We start from the raw sequence: 25445 nt of genomic DNA on the forward strand, positions 1-25445 counted from the left end.
ACCCTTGTGTGAGCTTACATTGATGTCGGCCAGGAGGCGGCCCATCCGTTCTGCCAGGTCGCCCCCGCCGGACCAGGGGGGACTGTAGGCCCCTGGCCTGCCCACGAAGGCGTCCGCAGATTTCGGGGCCCCGTTCGAGGACAGGAAATCCCGGGGGATGTCGACCACGGTCATTCCCCTCCATGTCATGCGCAGGCGGGGCTCCTCGACCACCCGGGCGATGACCGTGGCCTGGAGGTTCTCCTCGTGGGCGTAGGCGATGAAGGTGTCGGCATCACCGGCATCCAGGGCCACGGCCATGCGTTCCTGGCTCTCCGATATGGCGATTTCGGTCCCGTTCAGGCCTTGATACTTGAGGGGGACCCGGTCCAGGTCGATTTCCAGGCCGTCGGCCAGCTCTCCGACGGCGACGGCCACGCCTCCGGCCCCGAAGTCGTTGCAGCGTTTGATCAGGCGGGAGGCATCCCGCCGGCGGAAGAGACGCTGGAGGCGGCGTTCCTCAGGGGCATCGCCCTTCTGCACTTCGGCGCCGCACACCTCCAGGCTCTCGCTGTTCTGGGACTTGGAGGCCCCTGTGGCCCCGCCGATCCCATCCCTTCCGGTCCGGCCGCCGACCAGGACGATCAGGTCGCCGGGCCGTGGCCTCTCCCTGACGACATGGTCTGCGGGGGTGGCGGCCACGACGGCCCCCACCTCCATATGCTTGGCCGCATAGCCGGGGTGGTAGATCTCACTGACCTGGCCGGTTGCGATTCCGATCTGGTTTCCGTATGAGGAGTATCCCTGGGCGGCCGACTGGACTATCCTGCGCTGCGGAAGCTTGCCCGGCAGGGTGTCTTCGACGGGGGTCCTGGGGTCCGCTGCTCCGGTCACCCTCATGGCCTGGTAGACGTAACCCCTCCCGGACAGGGGGTCGCGGATGGCTCCCCCTATGCAGGTCGCCGCCCCCCCGAAGGGCTCGATTTCGGTGGGATGGTTGTGGGTCTCGTTCTTGAAGAGGAAGAGCCAGTCCTCCTCTCTGCCGTCCACATCGACCCTGGTGCGGATGGTGCAGGCGTTGACCTCTTCGGAGTCGTCCAGACCGGTGAGCACCCCTTCCTTCCTCAGGTATGAGGCCCCGATGGTCGCCATGTCCATCAGGCAGACGGGGCGCCGGGTCCTCCCCAGTTTTTTCCTGATTTCCAGATATCGGCGGAAGGCGGCCGCGACCCGGTCGTCTTCGATGGAAACATGCTCCAGGCTGGTCCCGAAGGTGGTGTGGCGGCAGTGATCGGACCAGTAGGTGTCTATGACCTTGAGCTCGGCCAGGCTGGGGTCGCGTCCCTCCTGGCGGTAGTGGTCCCGGCAGAAGACCGCATCGGCCAGGTCCATGGCCAGGCCCTCCCGGTCGATCAGATCCGAGAGACCGGCCTCATCCAGATGCCGGAAGCCCTCCACCTGGGGGACGGGGTCCGGTTCGCGCCAGGTCTGGGAGAGGGTGGCCGGCCTGTCCAGGCCGGTAAGCCTGGCCTCGACCGGGTTGACGATATAGCCTTGGATGCGTTCGATGTCTGTCCGGTCAAGGTCCCCCTCCAGGAGGTAGAGGGTGGCCGTTGCCACCCGGGGTCGTTCACCTTGACCCATCAGTTGGATGCACTCCTCGGCCGATGCCGCCCGTTGGTCCAACTGGCCTGGCAGGTAGGCCACGGCGAAGAGGAGGGGGTCGTGGACCAGTTCGGCCAGCACAGGCTGACCGGGCAGGCCGACGGCCTCTTCAAGTGTGAAGGAGACCCGGTCCGTCTGGGGCTGGCTGAAGACGGTGGGCAGACAGCGGCGGAAGAGGTCCTCGCTGATGCCTTCCACGTCGTACCGGTTGATCACACGGACGCCTTCCAGGCCGGGCAGGTCAAGGACCGTGCGCAGCTGGTCGCCCATCCGGGTGGCCTCGACATCGAACCCTGCCTTCTTCTCTGTATAGACGCGGAAAACCAAGGTGCCGACCTTCCTTTCATGCCCCTCCGAGGTGGGGCTGACACATCTGCACGCGCTATCCGGCGCAGTCAGCGCCGGCGGCCGGTCCCGCCCTCCTGCAGCTCCCTGCCCTCCTTGCCGGTTTGGCGGTCGGGTCAGTGGGAGATGCCCCAATCCAAGTGTGGGGAAGGGAGGCCCCGGTCGGGGTAGGGTCAGGCCTCCGCAGGCCTTCCGGCCTCGAGGGTGCGAAGGCGGTCGAGAACGTCCTGATAGGCGGGGATGATGTTGCCCAGGTCGCGGCGGAAGAGGTCCTTGTCCATGTGTTCGACCTCGCCCTTCCCGGAAGCCTTGTCCCAGAGGCGGCAGGTGTCCGGGGTGATTTCGTCGGCCAGGAGGATGGTCCCATCGGAGGTGGTGCCCATCTCGATCTTGAAGTCGACCAGCCTGATCCCGATCGAGTCGAAGATGGAGGTCAGGGCCTTGCCGATCTCCCTTGTCTTGGCCTCGATGATGTCGAGCTGGTCCCGTCCGGCCAGACCAAGGGCTTCGATGTCGTCCTCGTTGATGAAGGGGTCATCCAGCGGGTCCGACTTGTAGAAGAATTCGAGGACGGGCTTGGACAGCTCCTTGCCCTCCTCGACCCCGTAACGCCTGGCGAAGGATCCTGCCGCGGTGTTCCTCATGACGATTTCCAGGGGGAACATGGCCATCCGCCGGTCCAATTGCTCGGTCGCTGATATCTGCCTGATGAAGTGGCTGGGTATGCCCCTGGCCGCAAGGAGGCGGAACATGACGGATGTGATGTGATTGTTGAGTTCCCCCTTGCCGGCGATCTGCGCCTTTTTGGCCCCGTTCCCCGCGGTCGCCTGGTCCGTGTACTCCACCCAGAGCACATCCGGATCATCGGTCGTGTATAGTTTTTTTGCCTTGCCTTGGTATATTTTCTCCAACTTTTCCATGGTTCGCCTTTCCTGAGCGGTGCTCGCGAATTGGGAGAAATCAGGACTGGGACAGGAAACAGATTAACAAGAACCATGTTGCCAACGTGTTATTTGCAGATTCGGCAGTTCGCGTCGGCGCAGGCGGCAGGGGGAGGGGCCGGCGGGTGTCCCCGTCGGGATGGCTTGCGGGGACGGGACTTGCGGGTCTGGCCGACGGGCAGCCGCGATGTCCGATCTGACGGCCGGCCTGGCGGTCAGGCCCGATCCATATGGGTCTGCAGTCTCGTGAGGACCAGGCCCGTCCTCTTCCTGGCGGTCTCCTGGTCGGGGCCTGCGGCCAGGGCGACCCCCATCCGCCTGCGGCCGTGGACGGCCGGCTTGGAGAAGATGCGCAGGTCGGACCAGGGTACCTCCAGGGCGGCGGGGAGCCCGCTGAATCCCACCGGTCCCTCTCCCTCGGCCAGGAGGGCCCGGCTGGCCCCCGTCCATCCAGGGGGGAGGGAGGGCAGAACATCCTCCGGCCGGACCGGTATGCCCAGGAGGGCCCTGGCGTGCAGGTCGAACTCGTTCAGCCGCTGGGTGATCATCGTGACCATCCCGGTGTCGTGGGGGCGGGGGGAGACCTCGTTGAAGAGAATCCGCCTGCCCTCCAGGACGAAGAGTTCCACCCCGTACAACCCCCACCCGGTCTGGCCCCCCTCGCCGGCCAGGCCGGTCAATCCGGCCACCAGGTCCCGCGCCATCACGCAGGCCCTGTCCGTCGTGTCCCGGTCCAGGCCGGCCGGCTGCCAGGACTCCCTGTAGTCCCCATCGTCCTGTATCTGGCCGATGGGGGGGGCAGGTTACGATGCCCGCGCTGGAGGAAACGGTCAGAACCGTCAGTTCGTGGACCAGGGGGACCAGGGATTCGACGATGACCCGGGTGTCATGCGGTTTTCCGTCCGTCCCCGCGGAGGTCGCCTCGACCCCCCTTCCTTCGGTCTGGGCCCGTTCCCATGCCGCCTCCAGGCGGTCGGCTGACCTGACTACCGTCTGGCCATGACCGGAGGAGCTCATGACCGGTTTGACGACGCAGGGCAGGCCGACTTCGCCTGCGGCAGTCCGCAGGCCGGTCAGGTCGTCGGCGAAGCAATAGTTGGCGGTCGGCAGGCCGACCTGCTCATGGGCGAAGACCCTCAGGGCCTGCCGGTCCATGCAGATGGAGGCAAGGTTCGAGGCCGGAACCACCTGGATGCCGTCTTCCCTGGCCAGGGCCAGCCGGTCTGTTGTCAGGGCCTCGATCTCGGGGATGATGATATCCGGCTGGAACGTTTCGATCGCCCGGCCAAGGGCCTGCCTGTCGGCCATGTCGAAAACCATGTGCTCCTGGGCCACCTGGGCGGCAGGAGCACCGGGATAGGAGTCGGCAGCGCAGACCCAGGCACCCATCCTGATCAGGGAGATGGCGATTTCACGCCCCAGCTCCCCGGATCCGAGGAGGAGGACCTTGGTGGTCCCCGCCTTCTTGGGCCGGCCCATGATGCGGTCCTTGTCGGGGAACATGCGGGATGGAAGTGGCCCAGCGGGTGATCTCATGCCCTTATTGTGCCATAAAGCAGTACTTGAAGGGCTGAATCAGGGGACAGATCGCTGTCGCCTGATAAGGCATAATAGATAACTCGTATAACATCCGGCTTGCAGGCCAGGGGGGAGCCTGGTTACCATGGCGGTCGTCCGCCGGCGGCAGCAGTCCGGTGGTCCCGAATGGAAAGAGAGCATGTGGACACCCGGATTCCGGCCGTCGAAATCAGCCATCTGACCAAGATCTACCACAGTGACGACGAGGGGAACAAGACCGCCCTCTCGGACATATCCCTGACCGTGCAACCTGGCGACATATACGGCATCATCGGCCTGAGCGGTGCCGGCAAGAGCACCCTGGTGCGTTGCATCAACGGTCTGGAGGGATACGACTCCGGCAGCGTGAAAGTGAGGGGGAGGGAGGTAAAGGGGTTGGCCCCCCGCGACCTGCGGGCCCTGCGTCAGGAGACAGGCATGATCTTCCAGCATTTCAACCTGATGCCTTCTCGGACCGTGGCAGGCAATGTCGGACTCCCCCTGCGCAGCCGATCGGACCGACGCAGCCGGGTCCCCCGACTTCTGGACCTGGTCGGGTTGGAGGACCTGGCCGACCGCTACCCCTCCGAGCTTTCGGGCGGGCAGCAGCAGCGGGTGGCCATCGCCCGGGCCCTGGCCAATTCGCCTGACATCCTCCTGAGCGACGAGGCGACAAGCGCCCTGGACCCGACCACCACCAAGTCCATCCTCCAGCTCCTTCGCGACCTGCATGACCGGTTGGGAATCACCATCGTCCTGATCACCCATGAGATGTCGGTTGTCAGGCAGATATGCAACAAGATCGCGGTCATCGACCACGGCACGATCGTCGAGCGGGGCAGGGTCTTCGACGTCTTCGCCAACCCCCAGGCCAGCCTGACCAGGTCGTTCGTTTCGACCACCTCGAACCTGGACAAGGTAAACGACCTGATCCAGCAGGATTCCCCCCTTGTCAGGCTGGAGCCCGGGCAGATGCTCCTGCGGATGTCATACGTGACCAAGGAGGTCTCCGAGGCCCTGGTTTCCAGGATCTCCCGCATCTACGACCTGGATGTCAACATCATCTTCGGCGACATAGATGTGGTCGAGGGGGCCCCTTTGGGTGGCCTGGTGGTCCGGTTGTCGGGCCGGGCCGACCAGATCGCCGGCGCCCTGGACTACCTCAGGGAACGCCATATCGGAATCGAGGTCCTCAAGTCATGACCGACCTGCTCAAAGCCTGGTTTCCCAACGTCATGGAGCGGCTGCCCGAGTTCTTCTCCAGCCTGACCCAGACCCTGATCATGGTCGGTGTCTCCGGTGCCATCTCCTTCGTCTTCTCCCTGATCATCGGGGTGGCGCTGACGGTCACGGCCCGCCAGGGGATCAGACGAAACGGCCTGATCTTCAACCTGTTGGACAAACTCATCGACCTCTTCCGTTCCATCCCCTTCATCATCCTGACAGCCGCCCTGGTACCCGTGACAAGGAAGCTGATGGGGGCGGCCATCGGGCCCAAGGGGGCCATCATCCCCCTGGTCGTCGGCATCACCCCCTTCTTCTCACGGCAGATCGAGTCCGCACTGGCCGGTCTGGACCCCGGCTATGTCGAGGCGGCCGAGGCCATGGGCATGTCCACCTGGCAGATCATCTGGCACGTCTACCTGCGGGAGGGTATCCCCTCCATCATCAGGGTGAGCACGATCACCATCATCAGCCTGGTGGGGGAGACCGCGACCGTGGGGATCGTCGGCGGCGGAGGACTGGGCGACTTCGCCATCCGCCTGGGCTACCAGCGATACATGTATGACGTGACCATCGCCACCATCATCGTCCTGGTCATCCTGATAGCTGTCATCGAGCTCTTCGGGAGACTCCTGGCAGAGGTGGTCGAACATTGAGGCGACCGGGCAGGGACGACCGTAAGGTGCCGGCCGGGAGGCCGAGAGACATGTCGCAGGAAAACGGAAAAGGCGATGACGAGGGGAGGGCGGACTGATGGCAGGACTCAAGGGGGCAGGCAGGAAGCGGATGGCCCGGATCGAGCTGACCCTGCTCAGCGTCTGCATGGTGGCTGTCCTGGTGCTCATCTTCGCCACATCGGCCAGGTTGAACCGGACCCAGAGCGGAACCAGAACCGTCACCGTAGGGGTCATCGGCAGTTCCGACGATCAGATCTGGAAGGCGGTCCAGGCGGAGATGGACCGCAGGGGCGACGGGATCAGGATAGTCCTCAAACCCTTCCAGGATGCCATCTACGTCAACCAGGCCACCTCCAACGGGGAGGTGGACATGAATGCGGCACAGCACTACGCCTACCTGGAAGACGATGTGAAGACCAACCACTACCAGCTAGCGGTCCTGGGCAACACCTACATATCCCCAATGAACCTGTACTCACGCCGGTATTCCAAACCCTCCCAGTTCCATGAGGGCGACAGGGTTGCCATCCCGAACAACGCGACCAACATGGGCAGGGCCTTGAAGGTCCTGGCCGACGCCGGCCTGGTCGGCCTGCGCGACCCACAGGAGGTCAACCCCGTGCCGGAGGATGTGGTCGAGAACCCCAAACACCTGAAGATAGAGCAGGTGGACCCGGCCAGCATACTCAACCTTCTGCCCGACTATGCCGGCGGGGTGACCAACGCCAACTTCGTGGTGGATGGGGGCATGAGCGTCCACGACGCCATACACGAGGTCCCCTACGACTTGGACAACCCGGCCAACAAGCCCTACATCAACATCATGGTGACCACCAGGGCCCACAAGGACGACCCTGACTTCAAGAAGATCGTCGCCGCCTACCATTCCAAGCCGGTGGCCGACACCATCACAAGGGTCTACAAGGGGGCCTGCCTGCCCGCCTTCACATACTGAAGCGTGCATACCGAAGAACGCGAGCTGAGACCCGGAGCCGAAGCAGGGAGAGTCGGGTTTGCCGTCATCGACTTACCGTCTGGAACCGCATGGCGGCCGGTCGCCGATCTGCCATGTCCAACTGCGCTGCTGTCATGGAACGAGAGAGACGGGTTCGTCGGCCGGTGACCGTCGGCAGGGCAGGGCCCGGTGGAGGTGAAGCCGTGAAAGGGTCCTTGGAGGGGCAGAGACCGCTGACCATCGCCATGGTCCTGGATACCTTCGGCAACAGGGGGAATGGGACGTCCAACTCCGCCATCCAGTATGCCCATGAGTTGGAACGCCAGGGACACCACGTCCGGCTGGTCGGCATCGGAGCCCCGGACTACCCGGCACGGGTCCACACCATCCCACTGGTCTCACGGGTGGCCGCAAAACAGCAGATGAGCTTCGCCCGGGCCGACCCCTCCCTTTTCAAACGGGCCTTCGACGGGGTGGACCTGGTCCACATATACGAACCCTTCGCCTTCGGAAGGGCCGCCCTGGCCGTGGCCGACGGGATGGGACTGCCCGTCACCGCCGGCTTCCACATCCAGCCGGAGAACATAACATACTCGGCCGGGCCCCTGCGCTACGTGCCCGGCCTGGACGGGGCCATCTACCGCCTATTTCGCCACTGGCTCTACGGGGGAATCCGGCACATCCACGTCCCCACCCTCCTGACCGCCGACCTCCTTCGGGCGCATGGCTACCGTTCCTGCCTCCATGTCATATCGAACGGGTACCAGCCCCGGTTCGACCCCGGTGACAGATATGAGGCGAAGAGGACCCCGCCCTTTTCCGATCGACCGGTCCATATAGTGGCCTCCGGCCGGCTGGCCAGCGAGAAGGACCACGCCACGCTGATCCGGGCCCTGTCCAGGTGCCGGCACCGTGACAGGGTCAGGCTGACCATAGCCGGGACCGGCCCCCTGGAGCGACGGTTGAAGGCCCAAGCGGCCCGGGAGCTGGACGGTCCCGTTTCGATAGGCTTCCATCCCAATGAGACCATGCCCCAGTTGCTCAGGACAGCCGACCTCCTGGTGCATCCCTCGATTGCCGACCTGGAATCGGTCAGCGTGCTCGAGGGGATGGCCTGCGGGGCCGTCCCCATCATCGCCCAGTCGAAACTGAGCGCCGCCGGCCAGTTCGCCCTGACCCCGCACTCCCTCTTCCCCGTGGGCCAGGCGGATGTCCTGGCCTCCCGGATCGACTGGTGGATCGATCATCCCGACCTGATGGTCTCCTGGTCGAAGGGGTACGCCGACTTCACCCGGGACCACTATTCGATCGCCGCTTCGGTCAGGGCCTTCGTCGGTATGGAGAGGCAGGCCCTGGCCGACTTCCGTCCTTGAGATCGGCCGGGCCGTCTGATTCATCGGTGATTGGTATTCCTCGGACCCTCAGAGGGTGTCGTTCCGGCTCATATCGTGGTGGCGCGGGGGCAATTTCCGAAGACTGTCCGGCGACCTGGCAGTGGAGGTTTGAGAGGTGGTGCTTGCGGAGCGGGCAACGGGACTCGGACCCGCGGTCTCGACCTTGGCAAGGTCGCGCTTTACCAACTAAGCTATGCCCGCACACTCTGGACCGGCAGGGCATACCTGCCTTCCATGTGGATTGCCTGGTCAGCCAGGCAACGGAAAGAACTATACAGGATGGAAGGGACCTGACTCGCCGCGCCACCCGGGGCCGCAGGCCCGGAGCCGGCTTACAGGAGGCTGATCAGGGCCTGCACGTCCTCGGTCTTCGTGGCCCAGGAGGTGGCGAACCTCACCACTGTGTGGCTCTCATCGGCCCTCTCCCAGAAGTCGAAGGCCACCTGCTTGGCCAGTTCTTCCATGGTTTCGTTGGATAGGATGACGAAGGTCTGGTTGGTGGGGGAGTCCATGTAGATCCGGTAGCCCTTCTGTCTGAAGGCCTCTTTTATCATCCCTGCGGTCTTGATGGCGTTGCGGCTGATCCGGGTGTACAGGTCGTCGCTGAAGAGGGCGTCGAACTGGACCCCCAGGAGGCGGCCCTTGGCGAGGAGGGCGCCCCGCTGCTTGATCATCGTGGTGAAATGATCGGGGGGGTCGCCCTTGGGGAAGACCACGGCCTCGCCGCACAAGGCGCCGACCTTGGTGCCGCCTATGTAGAAGACGTCACAGAGGTCGGCGATGTCGGAAAGGGTCACATCGGTGCCGGGGGCCACCAGGCCGTAGCCCAGGCGGGCCCCGTCCAGATAGAGGGGGATGTCGTGCTTGCGGCAGGTGGCTGCCAGGGCCGCCAGCTCGCCACGGGTGTATAGGGTTCCATACTCGGTCGGATGGGAGATATAGACCATGCCCGGGTAAACCATCTGCGGATGGTTGGCATCGGTGTAGAAGGCATCGAGGAACTCATCCAGGACGGCCGCGTCGACCTTCCCCTTCCTGCCGGGCAGGCTGAGGACCTTGTGGCCGGCGGCTTCGATTGCTCCGGCTTCATGTACGTTCACATGGCCGGTATCCGCAGCCACCACCCCCTGGTAGGGCTTGAGGATGGTGGAAGTGATCACCTGGTTGGTCTGGGTGCCTCCGGCCATGAGAAAGACCCGGGCCTGCTCGTGCCCGCAGGCAAGGGCGATCTTTGCGGCTGCCGACCGGGTGTAGCGGTCCTTCCCGTAGCCGGGCAGCTGCTCCATGTTGGTGTCGATCAGTCGCTGGAGTACGGCCGGGTGGGCCCCCTCGGAATAGTCGTTGACAAATGAAAGCATATGCACCCCTTCTTCGGACCCTTTCGACATGTGCCCCATGGTACGGTGCCCTGTCTACCTCCCCCCTTCAGGTCCGGTCGGTGCCCTGGAGCCGCCTCGATTCGCCCCCTCCCCCCGGTAACCGCGACCCCGGCGGTTCCCGGAGTTTATGCGGTCGGGTCGTCCGGCGGCATCGCCGGTCTTCCGCACAGGGTCCCTTCCCGGCCTGTCCTCTTCGCCGCTGCCTTCGGCAGTGCTCATGGCCCTCTCACCGTCTTCGCGCGTGGGACGTGAGAAGAGACGTTCGTGGGCGAAAATGAGGCCGAAGGCGGCGACGGTCTCAATCAGGCTGGCCACGATCCAGGTGATGATGATGGGGTTTTGCCGGTCGGCTATGCTGCCCATCCTGGTGAAGACGAAGATGTCGATGATGAAGACCTGGACCACGATCAACACGGTGGCGACGGTGACGGCCCTCCCTCTGCTGCCGTCACCCATCCGTCCGCCGTCTTCATCATTGACGGCGGACGTCCAATAGGCGAGGAACCACATGCCCATGCCGAACAGGAGGGCGGCCAGGGGGAGGGAGAGGAAGATGGGCAGGGTGCTCAGGGCCACACCGACGGCGGCGACCAGGAAGGCCGTGGACAGACCCAGGTAGATGGGGGCACGTCCCTTTTTCCGCTCATGATCGTGCACTTCCTTACCGGGGCCATTGTGTTCGCGGGCGCCGTTCTTCCGATGGAGATGACCGCCTCCTTCCTCTTGGCGGTCTCGGACCTCCTTGCCCGGATCGGAATCCGTGATTTCCTCCCGCCCGCCTTGCCTCTCGGGTCCCCTGCTTTCACCCGACCGATTGTCGGGATCCACCGGATCCTTGCCGCCCTCGTCTGCGGACCCGCCTCGTACGATATCCTGTTTCCTGCTGCTCATCTTTGCCCCGCTCCCCGGAAGCCCGGATGCCTGCCGGATGCATGGCATCCTTGCCCCTTGCAGTTGCCAGTCTAGGTGGGTGGTTCAGGTTTCCTGCATATTGAAGCGGCGGTGCCGGGCTGGTGGACGGGTCGGAATGGGGTCCCCTGTCGACGTCTGCATGACGAGTGCTGGGGTGATGTCCAAGACCGCCCGCCGGACAGGTGAAAAGGAGTCAAACCGTCATGTGCTCACCCGCGCAGGTGTTGTATGGCGTAATCGGCCTCCTCCTTCGTGTACCCCTCTGAGCTTGACATGAGTTGATCGTGAATTTCCTCGGGCTTCATCTTGAGGTTGAGCTGATAGGACCTGGCGCACTTGGCAGCAGCCTCCTTGTAGTCATATTTGAGGTGCCCCATCGCCTTCTCGGCTGCGGCGCGGGTGAAGGTGGGATGGTTTTGGTTGGACCCCGAGATCAGCTCATCTTCGAGCTTTTTCTTGCTGTATGGGTAGTTGTCCGTCAGATAGAGGGCCTGCATATAGGCATCGTCCGCGTTGTCGGAAGCCTTTGCCTTCTTCCTGCCATCTGTGTTCGACGAATCCCCTTGGTGCCCCTCCGTGGTGTCGGAATCCTGCGATTTGTCCCCATCCGTGGTGTGACCGGGGTAGGCGCTGGCGGAATTGCCGGATTCGAATTTCTCGTTCACCCAATGTTGCATTCCCAGGAAATCACCCAGGTAGGCGATGACAAGCAGGCTGATGACCGTGATCAGAATCAGGAGGAAATTGGCGAGAGGGCCGCGCTTTCGGGTGGGTGTCGTCACCTCCATCTGCTGTTTTCCGCTCTGTTCTGAGGTCGCATGCCCGGTGGGGGGCCTATTCGGATCCACATTGCTGTATTGCTGATATGTGCCAGAAGACTGTGCATCCGCCCGCTGGTACATGCCGGATGATTGCGCCTCGTCCGATTGGCCGGGCATCGTCGTTTGGTCGGATTCGTCTGAGTCCCTGGGCTGATCCCACGCAATCTGATTGGGATCGTTCCTGTCGGCCATGTTCCCTCCCTGTCAGGTTCATGCTGACAGACACGGTGTCGCCTTGCATTTTCCCCGAAGCACGTCAGCTCTTAGATTTCGATTATGCTCCGGGATTCTGACAGATCTGGCCTGTGTTCAATGTTCACAGGACCTTCCCGGTTATCCCGCTTTGAGTGGGGAGCAGGAAGGGTGGGGAAAGCTCGCCCCCGGGTGCCTTCGATGAATGAAATTTGTGGGCAATCACTTGGATCCCGCTATCTGTTGGATTTGGCGGTAGCGGCGATCATCCTTGGCGTGTAACCACCCCATGAACAGGGAGATTACACGCCAAGAAGTGGATCCATGATGGTCTTTTCCTGATCATCGCCGAATTGTTCGGATTTCAGATCCCGGCCATCGCCATCTTATAGGCATCAAGAGCATTCTGATAGCTCCCAGACGACTTTCCCACCTTCTGAGGATCATATCCCCAGGGCGCAAGGTTGTTGGAGTACCTCGCCACAACGCTGTCCAGGTTGCGATCCAGCCAAGCCTCGGGATCAGACCGCCATTTCACTATGATGTTTCCATCCTCATCCTGTTCGGTCTCCATGAGTGCCTTCAGTCCATAGACCAAAGGGGTGATGAAACCGTCGGGGCTGAGACTATCCACTTCCCCGTGCCCGTAAGGCGCCAGTCGGCTGCTCCGTCTCGCGTTCAAGGACTTGACGGCAATTATGCGTCCGTAACTGCCTCCGTTTTTATTGTACAGGGAAGGGAACTTTGCGTATATGTAGTCATAAAGCTTGGGGAGTTGCACACCGATTTTGAAAGCGCTGAATACGCTTTGGTTATGCAGTTCCCGTTGATAACCCCTGCCAGGGGAGCAGACTTCCGGCGAGCTCATGAACTGTTCGAACTTTGACAGGCACATGGCTTTGCTCGAATACAGCTGAACGGGGTTCGGCGGTTCTATCACCTTGCCGCGCTCGCTGGTGACAGCCGGAATCAATGACAAGGGGATCCAAGCCAGGGCAATGATGTCAGCAGCCTTGATGTCACCTCCCTCGTTCGACTTCCATTCGATTCTCGGCGCCAGTTCGGGGTCCTCTTCTTTCAAGAGTTTTTTGAATTCGTCGAAGTAACCGTGCTTGTTGGCCTTGGTGCTTGTCGTGAGTTGAACGTTGTTGTTTCGTGCTGCACAGATGTCCAACAGGTTCGTCCTAAATTCATCAAGGCAGTTCTGATCGGTCTGATCTTTGGGAATCAAAAGCTCCACAGGTACCAGCGTGTCCAATGGAGTGATTGTCGCGTCATCATCCTCATCTTTGCGAGTACTGCGAATGTAATCCTCGATGTCGGAGCGTTTGTCGAGCCATGCTTCCTTGAAGTCGCTCCAGGTCTTGAGAGCGGATGGCATCTGTTCGTCCTTGCTGTTCAACGCCAGGCGTAATACATACAGACCGATTGACAGTGCGTTGTGGCCCCCGTCAAGTATTCCTTCGGTTTCCGTGTCCTCAAAGAAGAGACGGTAGCGTTTGGAGTCTATTTGCTCGTAACGTGATGCGGCCAACAGCACACCCTTGGTTTTGAAGGGGAAGATTTCAGGTGTGTCTTCCAGAGAATCTTCGATGTCGTTGGTTACATTGCCGACCTTTGATGAGCGTGGATTTGCATCTAGGTCCAGAGTATCAATGAGGTTGATGAAACTCCTGATTTTTATGAAGCCAATGATCCTCTGAATGCAACCTGTACCTTGTTTGTCAGATTGTGAGAATTTGATGACCGCTGATTTGACTGAATCAGATCCACTGGAATTGCACATTCATTGCCACCTTCGTTGGTCATGTGTATGGGAAGAGGCGGTGTTGGATCCCGAAAGCCACCTTTATTTTCCGGCATCCCTTCCTCTCCCTTTACTATCGGAATTAAGCGATCTGAACCAAATAATTCCGATTTGATTATATAAAATTAATTATGATGTCAACTCTGCATCGAGGTTGAGATCAGTCCGATATGCTTCTTATCGATTGCAGGACTTCCCCGTCGAACCAGGGGTTGAACCCAGCGAGAAGAAGCAGACCATTTGCATGACATTGAGAAGAGGATCATGCAAGGGCCCCGCCTTAGCGGGACCCTGATGATCTGCAGCCTTACTGCTTCTTCAGATGGACGGTGGTCGTCTCGCCCAAGGCGCTGACCTTGTATGTGATCTCCCCGTTCGTGTACTTGAAGTCCTTGCTCTCGTCCTGGGAGGCAAGCAGGCTGCCGGACAGTTTCTCCTTGTTGCCCTTGCTGGTCCATGTGTAATCACCGGCCGAAGTCGGGGCGGTGAAGCTTCCTGACCAGTAGAGATCCTTGCTGTCCTTTCCGACCCAGTTGACCTCTATGGAATCGGCAGTGATCGTGGCCTCTTGGTAGTTGTCTTTGTCTTTTGGATTCTCCTGCTTCCAGGTCCCTGTCAGGTCAGCCGGCTTTGCCTGGGTGCTCTGCGAGGATTCCTGCTTCTTGTCTGCGGCGGCATCGGAAGACGAGTTCCCGCCGCAGGCTGACAAACCAATCACCAGAGCGGCGATCGTGGTGATGATGGCTACTGATTTTTTCATACCCTGCCTTTCGATGATGGATAATATAATAATTTATATATCATCTGGCCCGAACCTCCATCAAAATGAATGGTCTGTGAATCGGCATGTACCGGGGCTGAATCTTCGGAATGGCTCGGTCACCGGAGGGCAAAAGCACTCTTCCCGCCCTGTTTCGGCTGTTTCGCATCGTCCAGCATCCGCTGGTAGTCAAGGACGACCTGTAGGGTCACGTCCAGCTCACAGGCTATCTGGTAGGGTTCCCCTTCGTACAGGCGCTCCGCCATCTCATACTCCGGCAGGCTGATCAGGGTGAGCGCCGTCTCCCGTTTGGCCCTGCTCTCCGCCCTGCTGCCGAAGACCCCTTCATGCGTGCTGTCTGCATGGGACCAATGGATGAGCTCGTGCACCAGGGTGCAACGCTTCTGGCAGTATATGAGTCTGCGGTCTATCAGTATGGTGCGCGTGGCCTCGTCGTAGAATCCCGTCTTGCCGCGGGGGAGGAGGGCGCTGGCCACAGTGAGATCGAGTCTGTCGGCGAACCGTCTCATCTGCCCGTATGTCATCTTTGACGACAGGCCAGCCAGGGATCTTGGGCCTTCAGCGTCCATCGCCCCCCTCTTCCTCCCGTTCCTTGTCCGGGTCTGTCATGGCGGCCAGGGTCTGGTCGCCGGCCTTGATCTTCTTCAGGACGAATCTGACCTTTTCGTCTTCGCTCATCGTAGATGGGTCGATGCCTGTGACCGTCACGGTTTCGCCTGCTTGCGTGGTCGGTGTCGCGGGGGCCCTGCGGGATGATGCGGGGCGTTCCCCGGCCTCGCGCAGGAGGTCCAGGGCATCGACGCCCAGTATGTCGGCTATGTAGCTGATGTCATTGGTGTTGAAGGGTTTCTCCCCCCGCATCCTGGTGTAGAAGTAATCCTGGGACATGCCGCTCTTCTTGATGATTTCCATATTTGTCATCCCTGAAGCGGCGATGGCGTCTTGGATGATTCTGATGACATCCATCGAAAACGGATCCGCTGCTTTCATACCTTTTCGTCCCATGCTCCAAGCCTACGGTAATTACGTACTGCGACACGCCGAGTACGTATTTAAGTTGTGCAACAGTACGCAAATACGTACAGTGTCGGGTATGGCAAGGAAGACGATTCCGGAGGTGACCCTCCTTGTGGCGGCAGCCGTCAGAGAGCGGATCGAAGACAGGGGATTGGTCTGGGGAGCGGTGGCCGAAGCGATCGGCATGGATCAGGATCGGCTCGGCAGGTGTCTGACCGGGGCCGAACCCTTCACCACAGCCGAAATCGCCGCCATCTCCCGGGCCCTTTCGATAACCCCGGCCGACCTGGTCGGTTCGATCCGTCGTCGGGGGAGGGGCGCGCGGGAAGGCCCGGATCCCTGAGCTGAGTCGGTCCGCTGCCGATGCAGGAACCCGCCGCGATGACCGGCAAGTGTCTTGTGGACGGGGAGGGCAGGAAAAGTCAGGAAGGAAGCCGGCGGAAGTGCACGAATCAGGTGGACATCAGGACGCATCAAGTGGAGGTAGCAAGCGAAGTGGTCGTGAAAATGGAAGGATCATGGATGAATGGGACCAGGACATGTCAACAGGTGGCGGGGGGCACGCATCGCCCCGCCGGCGGCAGGGTCAGGATATGGGAGCTGCCTGTGACAGGCACTCCTATGTCACCGATGCAGGAGGCCGTCATCATGGCGCTGGGGCGGATGCCGATCCCGGCCGAGGCCTGGAGGGTGCAGGCCGAGGCGGAACTGGTGACAGGCGGGAGTCTGAGCGGAAGCACGGTGAGAACCCGCCTGGTGGAGTTGACGCGGGCAGGGGTGGTCACCCTGGTGGACCGCAAGGGCAGGAGCATGACGGGAAATCGCTGCTCACGCTACAGGCTGGCATGGAAAGGGGCGGACCTGTGAATCAACGACGCCTTCCCGCATCAGTCACCAACGACCTGCCGGGGGCCGCTCGCCTCTGCGAATACTGCCATAGGCCCGATGTCGGGGCTGACAGGTGCCCCCACGCCATGGACCCCTCGCAGCTGTGTCCCAGACGGACCGTGCCCAAGGCCCTGAGGGAGGCTATGAAACGGTATTGAAGCGCCGGAAGGCAGGGAACGCGGCAAGAGATGGACATGAACAAGTGAGCCAAAGGAGCGATGAATGGGGGAGGGCCGTCAAATAAGCGAAGTCGAAGAGGCGGGAGCCAGGAGGGAATCATGCGAAGAGCGGACGGACAAGGCGGAGACAACCGGATCGCATGAAGGCGGATGCCCTGTCTGCACGGGAAGGCCCAGGGGGATCCTGTGCAAGGAACACAGGCGGGAGCTTGCCCGCATCATACATGATCTGCGGATGGCCCTATACGAACTCTCCATGTTGGCGGCGCGCAAGATTCGCCGGACCGATGGCGTGCCGGGGGCCAAGCCCGCCTTTCCCTCCGCCCCCTTGGAGATGGGTGCCGCCGACCTCTATCAGGAGGTGGAAGAGATCGTACGTGACGTTGCCGCTGACATAGGCGTCTGGGGAGGCCGGGCGCCCGGCCTCCTGAACAAGCTCTCCTCCCGATTGGGCAGGCTGGCCCAGGCACCCCATGTCAGGAAGGATTACCTTCGCCTTGCCGATGCCCTCCACCGGGTGCAGATGCGGGTTGCGCCGCGTGAGGACCGGATCATGCTCGGGCGCTGTCTGAATCCCCGATGCAAGGCAGAGCTCAAAGGTCTGGCCACCGATACCGCCATCACCTGCCGGGACTGCGGGTCGGTGTGGAGTGTGGAAGAGCTGCATCGTGCGCGCCGGCAGCGGTTGGCCGGCAGGAGCATAACCGGCACTCCCACCCAGGTGGCTGCATGGGTGAAGTCCGCCACCGGCGTGCAAGTAAAGGGGCAGAACGTGAAGGACTGGATCCGACGGGGGCAGGTGGGCATCGTCTCGAAAAGGGGGAGGGGGATTTACGAGTGCAGCCTTCCAGACCTGCTGAGGGCGGCAGAATCTGCCCATCCGGGTGTGAAGTTGACACGCTGACTTGACAGGTACCCATTGCCACCATACTATAAATATAGTTGGTTAATTATATGGAGCTGGACATGATGTCCAGCTCTTTGCATATCCGGGCAAAGTGTGAATACTGAACACGTCGCCCGTGCTTTCAGACTTCTTCCAAGTTCTCTGTCTGGTGTCCGTCCTGTCCCTCATCCTGTTCGCCCGTCCGTGAGGATCTCCGATTCGGCATTTCCGGCTGCCCACCCCCTTGCTTCGGGCCTGCGCCGGTGGTGGTTCCGTCTCCGTGGGTGGCATGAAGGTTGAAGATGTGAGGCTAGCCGCCAGCCCGTTCTCTTTTGCGATTGTGGGTCCAGTGTGAAGACACCAGGACAATCCGGCCCGTTGCCATTGTCGGCAGCGGGCTTTTCCATCTGTCGAACGTCCCGATCCCCTGTCCAAGGAGAGCCGTGGACCGACAAACAGCGGGGCCGGTTGCATCCGGTCCCGTCATCAACAGAAATGAAATGAAAGGTATATGACAATGGCAGATACCAGTTACATCAGTTCCGGCAACAACGCGGACCTGGTCAAGCTCATCAAAGACTATGCCCTCTTCCTCTTCAAGAAGGACGAGCCTTTCACCATGCCGACCTCGGCCGACTGGCAGCCGCCGACAGGCAAGGAGCCTGTCGGCTACAACAGCGAGGACGGGGCCGTGCTGCACCCTGAACCCGGTGACGCCACCGAAATCAAGGCCCACAACGGGGATGTGGTCGTCTCTGAATCAACCCCCGGCCAGTGGACCCTGCAGATCCCTGGCATCGAATCCAAGAAGGACATCATCGAAGCTTACTTCGGCACCGAGGCGGATGCGGATGGCAACTTCCACGTGAAGGATGCCACCAGCAACATCGAGTACGGCTTTGTCCTGGCCGCCCTGGACCAGCATGGCAACCCCATCGTGGTCTGCGGGCAGAAGGCCAAGGTCACCGACAGGGATGACATGACCCTGTCGGCCAGCGAGGTGCTGACCTACAACATCACCCTGGGCATGTTCAAGGGGAGCGACGGCTACCAGTTCCATGCTTACGGCCTGGTACCCAAGACAGACAAGGCCTGACCTTCCTCCTCTCCGATACGGCTACATTCCACAGCTTATGGCCGTGGTCTTTTGACTCTTCCCACCCTCGCTTGATGGCGGTCTCGCGGGGGTGGGATCCCAATCATCGAACAACGCATCCATACAGACCGCCGGCAGAAAACGAAGGAGACCGTCATATGAACGACAAGGCCAACCAGTACGCACAGGTGGAGCCGGAAATCGACGAAAAGGCCGAAGATTACCCCGATGTTCATCTTGAAGCGTTGGGATTGAAGTTCGACCTGCCAAATCTCAACAGCGCCGACCTCCCCATCGAGTTGGTGCAGACCATACTCATCATCAAGAGCCGGGTGGTGCTCAGCCAGGAGGAGCAGTACCAGGCCTTGGCAACATGCCTGGCCTACTTCGAACAGATGCAACCCAACCTCTGGAACAGACTGCGGTCCACCGGCAATGCCCTGGGCTGGCTGGCCGGCATCGTCAAGGCCTGGGCCGAAGAGAGCGGGCTGGACCCAAAATCGTTTGCCTCCTCATCCTCCAGGCCAGATACCCGGGAGCATTAGAGGCAGATTGGCTGACCCGCTACCACTGCCTGTTCAGGCCGGTCACCTTCATGGCCTGGCTGGATGCCCCTCCCGGCTCAAAGCCCAGGGCCTCCATGAGTCTTGGCCGGGCCTGGATGCTGACCCGTGAGATCCTCAAGGACCACACAAGCAACAGTTTCGCCAGTCTGGCGGGGTGGTCCTATGTCCCCACGGGCGCGGAGATAGCCCTCTGGGACATGATGGAGCTGGAAGGAAGGCTCAAACGCAAGGGGTACAGGCCCTGGGCCGATCCCAGGAACGATTTCCTCAGAGAGCCCAACCTGGAGACCTCTTCGCAGCGCAGGGAACGGTTGGAACGCAGGAGCAGGCTGAAAAAGCGGTTCCACATAGACGACTGAACACAAGCCCGACCGCCATCGGGTCAAGGACGAGCAAGAAACATGGGAGGACCGATGGCGCAGAATTCAGGTGCCGTGTATGTCCAGGTCGAACCCTCGATGCAGGGTGTCGGCGACAAGATAGAAAAGGAATTGGCCGGTTCCATCGACAAGGCCGGAAAGGAGGGTACCGCCGGCCTGTCGAAACGGTTCACTCAGGTTTTCGCAATCATAGCGAAGGCGGGAGGGGATGTCCTCCGGTCCTTCTCCCGCGGCCTGTCGGATCTGAGTGGCGAAGGGGGTTTCGAACGGGCCCTGGCCATAGATGCTGCCCAGGCCAAGCTTGCCCAGCTGGGAGCCGGTGCCGGCCAAGCGTCTCAGGCCATAGGAGATGCCTTCACTGCCGTGAAGAACACTGGTATGGGTCTTGATCAGGCAGCAAGTGCTTCGGCAGAGCTGTCCCTGGTCACGGCCGCCGCCGGAGACCGGATGGCCCAGGTGCTCATGGCCACGGTCGGCGGTGCCCAGAGGGCTGGTGGCGGTCTTATCGCCATGGGTTCTGCCTTCGGTGCAGTGGTCTCGGGCTTCCAAGCGCAGGGCGGGGCGTTGAGCCAGCCGATCGAAGGAGGGATCTCCGCCCTGGAAGTGATGGGAAAGCAACTGGGCAGTGCCGGCGGGCAGATACAGCAGTTGGCGGATAAATGCAAAAGCGGGTTCCAGTCGATGAAGGATTCCATCCAGAAGGGCTTCGGTGGACCCCTTCCCCGGTTGGACTGGAGCGGCATCTTGGATGATGCCAAGCTGACCGTGAAGGTCGTGGAAAACGCCTTCAGCGGCATCGGCAAGGCCGGCGCTTACTGTGACACATTCGGCGGCCATGTAGTCGATGGTTTCAAAGCCCTTCCAGCGAAGGTCGAAGGGGCGATGAGCGGCCTGGGAAGGTTCAAGGGCTTTTTCAACAAAGACATCCGCGAGGCCATGGCCATCGACGGCGACCCCTTCGCCGGCGGCTCGGTCCAGGTGGGCAAGGGCATCGAGAAGCTGACGGCACCCCTTGCAACCCTGGGCGGTAAGTTCGCCGCCACGGGCATCGGCGGCAAAATCGCCGGTCTCGGTTCATCCATCAGCAACGGTCTGAGCAAGCTGACCGGATCGGCGGGCGCGGCCATATCTTCCTTAGGGTCGAAGATGGGGGGCGGGTTCGATTCGGCCATGCAGAAGATCGGCGGCAGTCGGGTCGGGCAGGCCCTTTCGAAGGTCGGGTCCACGGTGAAGAATGGCCTCTCCGGTCTGGGCGATGTCTTCGGCGGTCTGGGGCAGATGGTCTCCGGACCAATCAGGTCCGGCCTGGACAAGGTGGGGTCTGTTTTCGGAACCTTCTTCTCCCCTGGCAACTTCGTCAAGTTCTTCGGTTTCGCCGGCATAGCCGCGGCCCTCGTGACCGGTCTTGGCCTGGTAGACCAGTCCATGGGAGGGCAGCTGACGGCCACGGTGGCCAACCTGTCGGCCAAGGTGCCTGCATTCATCACCGGATTCATCGGCCAGTTCATGACCGCCCTCCCGCAGTTCATGGCTTCAGGCATGCAGATTCTCATGAGCCTGATCAGTGGATTGACCACCGCCCTTCCCCTCCTCGTCGAGGGGGCGGGGACCATCATCACCACCATGTTGAACGGTCTGCTGGTCGCCCTTCCCCAGTTCGTTCCTGCAGCCGTCACCATGATTACGGCGTTGATTTCGGCTCTGGTGACCCAGCTCCCCCTGATTATGACGGCAGGGTTGCAGCTGCTGAACGGGTTGATCATGGGGTTGATATCCGCCCTCCCGCAACTGATACCGGCTGTCATCACCATGATCACCTCCCTCCTCACGGCCCTGGTCATGCAGCTCCCCCTCCTGATGACGGCAGGCATGCAGCTGCTGAACGGACTGATACAGGGCCTGGTCACGGCCTTGCCGCTCCTTGTCGCTCAGCTCCCGCTTCTGATCAATGCGCTCCTGACGGGAATCGTCTCCATGCTGCCCACCCTCCTGACTGGGGGAGCCCAGCTCCTGATGGGGCTGATCAACGGCATCGTCCAGACGGTGCCCGTCCTTGTGGCCCAGCTGCCGGTCATCATCAACGCTTTCATCGGAGCACTGACCACCAACCTCCCACAGATCATCCAGGCTGGCATCTCGGTGCTTTTGGCCCTGATCAGCGGCCTGATCAACGCGCTTCCCCAGCTCGTCGCACAGATTCCGATCATCATTGCGGGCCTGGTCAACGCGCTTTCGCGCAACCTTCCGCAGATCATCACGGCCGGCGTGGCGATCATCGTCTCTCTGGCATCCGGACTGGTGCAGGCCATACCGCAGCTCCTGGCGGCCCTGCCCAGGATCGTCGACGGGATCCGCAGCGGTTTCAGCCAGGTCAATTGGGGGGAGGTAGGCGGGAACATCATCGATGGAATCGCAAACGGCATCAGACAGCTTGCTTCCAGGCTTTGGGAAACCGCCAAGAATGTTGCCAAGGGTGCTCTGGACAAGGTCAAGGGCGTCCTTGGCATCCACTCGCCCTCCAGGGTGTTCCGTGACCAAGTCGGTGTCATGATCGGTCGAGGAATGGCCCAGGGGATCGATAAAAGCGCCGCGGACGTGCAAGACAGCATGGATGGCCTTTCAGCCTTGACGCCTTCATTGGACTTCGTCAGGGCTTATGCGGGCATGAAGCTTCCTTCATGGGGCGCTTCCGGCCATCTGACGGATGAAATCCGATCCGATACGGACCTCGTGGGGCATGCAAGCAGACAGGACATATATGACGCGGTTTCCGCGGCCTTGAACAGTGGGGTGACCCTACATCTCAACGCTGCCGGAGGTCGGGTCATGGCGGGCAAGTTGGCGAAGCCCATGAATTACGAGTTGGAGCGGCTGACCGCTCTGGGGAGGTGAGAATCATGCTTGGTGGGCAGCGTATGGAACTGTCGGAAACAGGGACCCCCGCTATCAACGGGGTCCCTCTGGACAGGATGATGTTGGCATTGACGGATTCCGGAATTGAAATCGGACAGAGTGAGTTAGAACTCGAGACCCAAGCCATTCCGGGCAGAGACGGGGTCGTTGACACCTCCCTGACCGGGCCGGAGGGTGCCGCTTACACGGACAACAGGGATATCACCCTGCACCTGTACACCTGCGGGGATGAAGATGACATCATGGTCGCTAAGACCCGACTCGGTGCATTGCATGGCACGATCGTCACCGTCGGTTGGAGGATGCTTCCGGGTGTCTACCGAGGACGCCTGTCTGTAGGCCAGTGGGACGATCTGTGGTCTGCACGGGGCCTATGCGCGGCCACCGTCGATGTGACCGTCTCCGCTTCCCCCTGCCTGCTGGGCCGTGTGCACACAGTGCAATTGAACCGTGGCTCACAGTCCATCCGCGTGGACGGCAACCGGCCGGCCTGGCCTATATGGACGCTGAAGGCCGAGCCGGGTTGCCGGTCCATGACCGTGGCATCGGGGGGATCCGTCATCACCGTGAATACAGGTGACCTGGCCTCTTCAGGACAGGCCGTGATCGTCACCGATCCCGTGGGGCGGAAGGTCACCATGGGCGGTGTGCGTCACCCGGTCACCCTGGATTCTGATTTCTTCCCTCTGAGTCCGGGACTGACACGGATCGCCTTGTGGGGTTGCGCCGGGTCCATGGCATACAGGCCGAGAACGATCATCTGAGGAGGCTATATGCGTTTCATACTGATGGACAGGTACGGCAAGGATGTGGGCGATCTGCCGGCCGTGGTGCAGGCGACCCGGACCAGGGGCACCGATGGCACTGACACATTGGACCTGGTGACTGTGGGCGAGGTGGAAAAGGACCAGCGAATCGTCTTCAGGGACGGGATGGGAAGGTGGACCGAGTACCTGTGCACCTCGGCCGACACGGACCGGTCTTCCGGGATTCCTATGACGACGGCCTACTGCACGAACAGCATGGCTGAGTTGTCACGAACCTTCATAGTCGACAAATCCAATCGCAACGCCACCCCGGCCGACTGCCTGGGCCAGGCCCTGGAGGGTACAAGGTGGAGGGTTGGTGAGGTGCAGACCGGCACCTTGACAGGCCGGTCCGATCTCTCCTTCTATCACTGTTCGGTTCTGGACGCGATAGACAAGATCTGCGACGCATTCGGCCTGGAGGTGGAGACCTCCATAGGCCTGGACCCTGGGTCGAATGTGGTCGCCACGCGCACCATCAACCTCCTGGAAGGGAGGGGGAATCCAGGTGGTGCCCGCCGCTTTGAATATGGACGGGATCTGACCGAGATCAAACGCAGGGTCGATTCCTCAGATGTGGTCACACGCCTGTACGGGTGGGGCAAGGGCGTGGATCAGTCTGCCGGCGAGGAGGGGGATGAAGGGGGCCATTCCCGCAAGATCAGCTTCGCAGACATCAATGACGGTCGTCCTTACGTCCAGGACGATGACGCCCTAGCGGACTGGGGGTTGCCAGGACCGGAGGGGGAACTCATCCATGCCGAGGGAAGTGTGGACTTCCCTGACTGCGACGACCCGAATGAGCTGCTCACATTGACCAGGCGGGAACTTGAGGTGCGATCCAGGCCGAAGGTCAGCTATGAGGCGACGGTCGCAAACCTGGGCAATGCCGGGATGAGCGTGGACGGTTTGGACCTCGGGGATGGGGTGCAGATCATAGACACAACATTCCCCCGTCCGTTGCGTCTATCGGGAAGGGTGCTGAAAATCGAGGAGGAACTGCTCGGCCCTGCGGGTGACACCCGTCTGACCCTGGGGAACATCTCTCGGTCTTATACCCGCAGACTGGCGGCTCAGGAGCAGTCGGTCGACCGGCTTATCAGAAGTGCCGGCGCGTGGGACGAGGCAGCGTCGACAAGCCATGCATATATAGACGACATCATCTCACGGGTCAATCAGATCATGAACGAGGCGGGCGGCTACATCTACCTGGTGCCCGGTGAAGGCCTGTATGTATATGACCGGCCGAGGGAGAACAACCCTGAGCAGGTCATACAGGTCGGCGAGGGGCATTGGCGGACGGCCGACAGGAAGAAGGCAAACGGAGACTGGGACTGGCGGCCCCTGGCCGACGGGCACGGCATCTATGCCGATTCCATCTCCGCCGGCACCATCAGGGGTGGCGGCAACAAGTGGGATCTGGACACAGGTCGGCTCGATTTCAGGCAGGGGAGCATCGACATTGACGGACCCGCAGGAACAAGAGTGTCCATCAATGCGGCTTCTGGTCTGAGCATAACCCAACACGGTCAGCTGATCGGCGGCATGGAGGTAGTCGACGGTGTGGCCCATGTGCGGGCTCAAAGGGTCGGTTCCAGTCCGGACCTCTACCTGACCACGGGAAAGACGGGCCAAGGCAATCCCGGTGCCAGCATGAGCGAGGGGGGACAGAACTACCTGGATCTTGAGGCGGTGCACGACAGTGCCGACCCTGGGGGTGAAGCCGACGGGGTCGGTCTGAGCACCTTCAACCGGCCTTTTCTGTCCGCCGGCAGGTATGGCACCCCGTATCTCTGGATCCAACCACCAACCAAGGAAGGTGATTACTCCAAACCGGGCAGCACCCATCTGAGCCTGAGCCAGGACACCTCCATCAACCTGGAGACCGAAGGAGTGATTCAACTCAACGCTTCTCACCTGGCGGTGGGGACTGAACCCGGGCAAGCGGGCACTTACGGATTCACAGGTGAAATCCCTCTCATCAGCAAAGTCGAAGACGCGGAAAACGGTGGGTTGCGGTGGAGGTCGGGCACAATCAATGTGGTCAACGGCATCATCACCGACGCTTCTGCCGGATGACGCGAA

General features: G+C 61.4%; 22 protein-coding genes, 1 tRNA gene and 1 pseudogene. 13 read left to right on the top strand and 11 right to left on the bottom strand.

What is annotated here, in order from left to right; translation table 11 throughout:
* The 3 genes and pseudogenes from V6584_RS02700 to purT all read right to left on the bottom strand — a co-directional run.
* A partial coding sequence (locus tag V6584_RS02700) for an AIR synthase-related protein (protein ID WP_340486170.1) occupies positions 1–1971 on the bottom strand: 1971 nt, incomplete at its 3' end.
* A gap of 191 nt (positions 1972–2162) precedes the next feature.
* The gene (purC, locus tag V6584_RS02705) at positions 2163–2909 is read right to left on the bottom strand and encodes a phosphoribosylaminoimidazolesuccinocarboxamide synthase (RefSeq protein ID WP_340468887.1); all 747 of its coding nucleotides are present in this window, start codon (positions 2907–2909) and stop codon (positions 2163–2165) included.
* 236 nt (positions 2910–3145) lie between these two features.
* Positions 3146–4466 (bottom strand): annotated as a pseudogene (gene purT / locus V6584_RS02710) (formate-dependent phosphoribosylglycinamide formyltransferase).
* 168 nt (positions 4467–4634) lie between these two features.
* On the opposite strand from purT, the gene V6584_RS02715 reads away from it, so the two are divergent.
* From V6584_RS02715 to V6584_RS02730, 4 genes are all read left to right on the top strand, one after another.
* Positions 4635–5690: a methionine ABC transporter ATP-binding protein gene (locus V6584_RS02715; RefSeq protein ID WP_340468888.1), complete on the top strand. Its 1056-nt coding sequence runs from the start codon at positions 4635–4637 to the stop codon at positions 5688–5690.
* Positions 5687–6367, top strand: coding sequence for a methionine ABC transporter permease (locus tag V6584_RS02720; protein WP_340468891.1), 681 nt, complete (start codon positions 5687–5689; stop codon positions 6365–6367). The genes V6584_RS02715 and V6584_RS02720 overlap by 4 nt, the downstream gene beginning before the upstream one ends.
* A 97-nt stretch (positions 6368–6464) precedes the next feature.
* On the top strand, positions 6465–7343 hold the full coding sequence (locus V6584_RS02725) for a MetQ/NlpA family ABC transporter substrate-binding protein (protein ID WP_340468893.1): 879 nt from the start codon (positions 6465–6467) through the stop codon (positions 7341–7343).
* 245 nt (positions 7344–7588) lie between these two features.
* Entirely contained in the window at positions 7589–8716 is a 1128-nt protein-coding gene (locus V6584_RS02730) for a glycosyltransferase (protein ID WP_340469711.1), read from the top strand.
* Positions 8717–8865: 149 nt separating this feature from the next.
* On the opposite strand, the gene V6584_RS02735 is transcribed toward V6584_RS02730, so the two are convergent.
* The 8 genes from V6584_RS02735 to V6584_RS02770 form a co-directional block, all read right to left on the bottom strand.
* A tRNA-Gly gene (locus V6584_RS02735) sits at positions 8866–8938 on the bottom strand.
* A 131-nt stretch (positions 8939–9069) separates the two neighbouring features.
* Entirely contained in the window at positions 9070–10095 is a 1026-nt protein-coding gene (locus tag V6584_RS02740) for a threonine aldolase family protein (protein ID WP_340468894.1), read from the bottom strand.
* 54 nt (positions 10096–10149) lie between these two features.
* Positions 10150–11007 (bottom strand): MFS transporter, encoded by an 858-nt coding sequence (locus V6584_RS02745; protein WP_340468895.1) that lies wholly within the window; start codon positions 11005–11007, stop codon positions 10150–10152.
* A gap of 230 nt (positions 11008–11237) precedes the next feature.
* Complete coding sequence (locus tag V6584_RS02750; RefSeq protein ID WP_340468896.1) at positions 11238–11816, bottom strand: Ltp family lipoprotein; 579 nt, start codon at positions 11814–11816, stop codon at positions 11238–11240.
* A 589-nt stretch (positions 11817–12405) separates the two neighbouring features.
* A complete protein-coding gene (locus V6584_RS02755; RefSeq protein ID WP_340468897.1) occupies positions 12406–13827 on the bottom strand; it encodes a hypothetical protein in 1422 nt (473 codons plus the stop codon).
* Between the two features lie 328 nt (positions 13828–14155).
* On the bottom strand, positions 14156–14608 hold the full coding sequence (locus V6584_RS02760) for a hypothetical protein (RefSeq protein WP_340468899.1): 453 nt from the start codon (positions 14606–14608) through the stop codon (positions 14156–14158).
* 119 nt (positions 14609–14727) lie between these two features.
* Positions 14728–15198: a hypothetical protein gene (locus V6584_RS02765; RefSeq protein ID WP_340468900.1), complete on the bottom strand. Its 471-nt coding sequence runs from the start codon at positions 15196–15198 to the stop codon at positions 14728–14730.
* Positions 15188–15541, bottom strand: a complete 354-nt coding sequence (locus tag V6584_RS02770) for a hypothetical protein (RefSeq protein WP_340486172.1) — start codon at positions 15539–15541, stop codon at positions 15188–15190. Before V6584_RS02770 ends, V6584_RS02765 begins: the two co-directional genes overlap by 11 nt.
* Before the next feature lie 181 nt (positions 15542–15722).
* Between V6584_RS02770 and V6584_RS02775 the strand changes: the two genes are divergently transcribed.
* The 9 genes from V6584_RS02775 to V6584_RS02815 all read left to right on the top strand — a co-directional run bounded on the left by V6584_RS02775 (position 15723) and on the right by V6584_RS02815 (position 25439).
* Entirely contained in the window at positions 15723–15989 is a 267-nt protein-coding gene (locus tag V6584_RS02775; protein WP_340468903.1) for a helix-turn-helix domain-containing protein, read from the top strand.
* A 278-nt stretch (positions 15990–16267) separates the two neighbouring features.
* Entirely contained in the window at positions 16268–16513 is a 246-nt protein-coding gene (locus V6584_RS02780) for a hypothetical protein (RefSeq protein WP_340468904.1), read from the top strand.
* A gap of 435 nt (positions 16514–16948) precedes the next feature.
* Complete coding sequence (locus V6584_RS02785) at positions 16949–17617, top strand: hypothetical protein (RefSeq protein WP_340468905.1); 669 nt, start codon at positions 16949–16951, stop codon at positions 17615–17617.
* A 493-nt stretch (positions 17618–18110) separates the two neighbouring features.
* Positions 18111–18695: a phage tail tube protein gene (locus V6584_RS02790; RefSeq protein ID WP_340486175.1), complete on the top strand. Its 585-nt coding sequence runs from the start codon at positions 18111–18113 to the stop codon at positions 18693–18695.
* A gap of 158 nt (positions 18696–18853) precedes the next feature.
* Positions 18854–19240 carry a hypothetical protein gene (locus V6584_RS02795; RefSeq protein WP_340468907.1) on the top strand — a complete coding sequence of 129 codons (387 nt, stop codon included), beginning with the start codon at positions 18854–18856 and terminating at the stop codon, positions 19238–19240.
* A 50-nt stretch (positions 19241–19290) separates the two neighbouring features.
* Positions 19291–19620 carry a hypothetical protein gene (locus V6584_RS02800; protein WP_340468908.1) on the top strand — a complete coding sequence of 110 codons (330 nt, stop codon included), beginning with the start codon at positions 19291–19293 and terminating at the stop codon, positions 19618–19620.
* Between the two features lie 54 nt (positions 19621–19674).
* A complete protein-coding gene (locus V6584_RS02805; protein ID WP_340468909.1) occupies positions 19675–22533 on the top strand; it encodes a phage tail protein in 2859 nt (952 codons plus the stop codon).
* A 5-nt stretch (positions 22534–22538) separates the two neighbouring features.
* Complete coding sequence (locus tag V6584_RS02810; protein ID WP_340468910.1) at positions 22539–23318, top strand: phage distal tail protein; 780 nt, start codon at positions 22539–22541, stop codon at positions 23316–23318.
* 9 nt (positions 23319–23327) lie between these two features.
* Complete coding sequence (locus tag V6584_RS02815) at positions 23328–25439, top strand: phage tail protein (RefSeq protein WP_340468911.1); 2112 nt, start codon at positions 23328–23330, stop codon at positions 25437–25439.
* The last annotated feature ends 6 nt before the right edge of the window (positions 25440–25445 follow it).

The sequence above is a fragment of the Bifidobacterium favimelis genome (assembly GCF_037963085.1).
Classification (GTDB): Bacteria; Actinomycetota; Actinomycetes; order Actinomycetales; family Bifidobacteriaceae; genus Bombiscardovia; species Bombiscardovia favimelis.

Excerpts from the sequence above, each read along its gene's own strand:
- V6584_RS02760 (WP_340468899.1), bottom strand. The coding sequence starts at position 14,608 with ATGAAAAAATCAGTAGCCATCATCACCACGATCGCCGCTCTGGTGATT.
- V6584_RS02780 (WP_340468904.1), top strand. The coding sequence starts at position 16,268 with ATGTCACCGATGCAGGAGGCCGTCATCATGGCGCTGGGGCGGATGCCG.
- V6584_RS02750 (WP_340468896.1), bottom strand. The coding sequence starts at position 11,816 with ATGGAGGTGACGACACCCACCCGAAAGCGCGGCCCTCTCGCCAATTTC.
- V6584_RS02720 (WP_340468891.1), top strand. The coding sequence starts at position 5,687 with ATGACCGACCTGCTCAAAGCCTGGTTTCCCAACGTCATGGAGCGGCTG.
- V6584_RS02785 (WP_340468905.1), top strand. The coding sequence starts at position 16,949 with ATGGCCCTATACGAACTCTCCATGTTGGCGGCGCGCAAGATTCGCCGG.
- V6584_RS02790 (WP_340486175.1), top strand. The coding sequence starts at position 18,111 with ATGACAATGGCAGATACCAGTTACATCAGTTCCGGCAACAACGCGGAC.
- V6584_RS02740 (WP_340468894.1), bottom strand. The coding sequence starts at position 10,095 with ATGCTTTCATTTGTCAACGACTATTCCGAGGGGGCCCACCCGGCCGTA.
- V6584_RS02815 (WP_340468911.1), top strand. The coding sequence starts at position 23,328 with ATGCGTTTCATACTGATGGACAGGTACGGCAAGGATGTGGGCGATCTG.
- V6584_RS02800 (WP_340468908.1), top strand. The coding sequence starts at position 19,291 with ATGGCCTGGCTGGATGCCCCTCCCGGCTCAAAGCCCAGGGCCTCCATG.
- V6584_RS02795 (WP_340468907.1), top strand. The coding sequence starts at position 18,854 with ATGAACGACAAGGCCAACCAGTACGCACAGGTGGAGCCGGAAATCGAC.
- V6584_RS02810 (WP_340468910.1), top strand. The coding sequence starts at position 22,539 with ATGCTTGGTGGGCAGCGTATGGAACTGTCGGAAACAGGGACCCCCGCT.
- V6584_RS02775 (WP_340468903.1), top strand. The coding sequence starts at position 15,723 with ATGGCAAGGAAGACGATTCCGGAGGTGACCCTCCTTGTGGCGGCAGCC.
- V6584_RS02745 (WP_340468895.1), bottom strand. The coding sequence starts at position 11,007 with ATGAGCAGCAGGAAACAGGATATCGTACGAGGCGGGTCCGCAGACGAG.
- V6584_RS02755 (WP_340468897.1), bottom strand. The coding sequence starts at position 13,827 with ATGTGCAATTCCAGTGGATCTGATTCAGTCAAATCAGCGGTCATCAAA.
- V6584_RS02765 (WP_340468900.1), bottom strand. The coding sequence starts at position 15,198 with ATGGACGCTGAAGGCCCAAGATCCCTGGCTGGCCTGTCGTCAAAGATG.
- V6584_RS02725 (WP_340468893.1), top strand. The coding sequence starts at position 6,465 with ATGGCAGGACTCAAGGGGGCAGGCAGGAAGCGGATGGCCCGGATCGAG.
- V6584_RS02805 (WP_340468909.1), top strand. The coding sequence starts at position 19,675 with ATGGCGCAGAATTCAGGTGCCGTGTATGTCCAGGTCGAACCCTCGATG.
- V6584_RS02730 (WP_340469711.1), top strand. The coding sequence starts at position 7,589 with ATGGTCCTGGATACCTTCGGCAACAGGGGGAATGGGACGTCCAACTCC.
- V6584_RS02715 (WP_340468888.1), top strand. The coding sequence starts at position 4,635 with ATGGAAAGAGAGCATGTGGACACCCGGATTCCGGCCGTCGAAATCAGC.
- purC (WP_340468887.1), bottom strand. The coding sequence starts at position 2,909 with ATGGAAAAGTTGGAGAAAATATACCAAGGCAAGGCAAAAAAACTATAC.
- V6584_RS02770 (WP_340486172.1), bottom strand. The coding sequence starts at position 15,541 with ATGGAAATCATCAAGAAGAGCGGCATGTCCCAGGATTACTTCTACACC.